Source organism: Aminobacter sp. P4_H6_2 (assembly GCF_056400805.1).
On the sequence record NZ_JBFUKO010000907.1, the window covers coordinates 1 to 1,587 of the forward strand.

General features: G+C 64.7%; 2 protein-coding genes. Both read left to right on the forward strand.

Annotated features, from left to right (window positions below):
* Positions 1–958 (forward strand): Ppx/GppA phosphatase family protein (locus tag AC1DUU_RS31525; protein ID WP_476787230.1); only part of this gene is annotated, 958 nt, incomplete at its 5' end.
* The coding region (locus AC1DUU_RS31530) for an RlmE family RNA methyltransferase (protein WP_476787231.1) at positions 955–1,587 on the forward strand (633 nt) is incomplete at its 3' end. The genes AC1DUU_RS31525 and AC1DUU_RS31530, both read left to right, overlap by 4 nt.

Here is a 1,587-nt window from a genome sequence, read left to right on the forward strand (position 1 = left end):
GCTCGTGGCTGTGCCCGGCCGGCCCGGGCAGTTCCGGGTGATCGATGCCTTTTCGCGCATCGTGCGGCTCGGCGAGGGGCTCACGGCTTCAGGACGACTCGGCCAGGCGGCGATGGACCGCGCGGTCGAAGCGCTCAAGGTCTGCAGCGACAAGCTGCGCAACCGCAAGATCAAGAAGGCGCGGCTGATCGCGACCGAAGCCTGCCGTTCGGCAGAAAATGGTGCGGAGTTCATTGACCGCGTCGAACGCGAGGCTGGCCTGAAGCTCGAGATCATCGACCGCCAGACCGAGGCGCGGCTTGCCGTTTCCGGCTGTGGGTCGCTGGTCGAGCGCGACACCGATGGCGTGGTGCTGTTCGACATTGGCGGCGGCTCGTCGGAGATTGCGCTGATCGACGTCTCGCGCCACCGCTCGCCGCGCCTGGCGAATCACATCGTCTCGTGGACGTCGCTTCCGGTCGGGGTGGTTTCGCTCGCCGAGCGTTTTGGCGGCCGCACGGTGACGCGCGAGATCTTTGCCGCCATGGTCGAGGATGTTGCTGCACGTTTGCGCGCGTTTGACGGGCGCGACCGGCTCAGCCATATCGTGTCGAGCCCGAAGTTCCATTTGCTGGGAACGTCGGGCACGGTAACGACGCTTGCCGGCGTGCATCTCGAACTCGACCGCTACGACCGCCGCCGCGTCGATGGTCTGTGGATGGATGGCACAAGCGTCGACCAGATGGTCGAAAAGGTGCTCGGCTGGGACTTCAACCAGCGTGTGGCAAACCCTTGCATCGGCGCTGATCGGGCCGACCTTGTTTTGGCGGGCTGCGCCATCCTCGAGGCCATCCGCGCGGTGTGGCCGTCGGAGAGGCTGCGCGTCGCCGATCGCGGCTTGCGTGAAGGCATTTTGAGCGAATTGATGGCCGACGACGGCGTGTGGCGCCGCAACTGGCGGAACGGACAGCGTGTATGACCAAGAAACCGACAAAACCAGGAGTAGCGGCGGGCGCCACGCGCGTGCTCCGCACCAAGCTCAAGAAGAAGCGTGGGCTCAAGGAATCGTCGCGTCGCTGGCTCGAACGCCACATGAACGATCCTTACGTCCAGCGCTCCAAGGCTGATGGTTATCGCTCGCGCGCGGCCTTCAAGCTGATCGAGATCGACGACAAGCACCATCTGCTCAAGCCGGGCATGAAGATCATCGATCTGGGCGCTGCGCCCGGCGGCTGGTGCCAGGTGGCGGCTGCGCGCACCAACTCGACGGCGGAAAAACCGCATGTCGTCGGTATCGACTATCTCGAAATGGATCCGGTGCCTGGCGCACCGGTCCTGCTGATGGATTTTCTTGACGACGAGGCCCCGGCACGCCTGTCCGAGGCGCTCGGCGGCGCACCAGACCTTGTGCTGTCCGACATGGCGGCACCGACGACCGGGCATCGCCGCACCGACCATATCCGCACTATGCATCTGTGCGAGGTCGCCGCCGATTTCGCCATTTCGGTGCTCAAGCCTGGCGGCCACTTCCTGGCCAAGACGTTTCAGGGCGGAACGGAATCCGAGCTTTTAACCCTGCTCAAGAAGAATTTCCGCACCGTCCAGCAC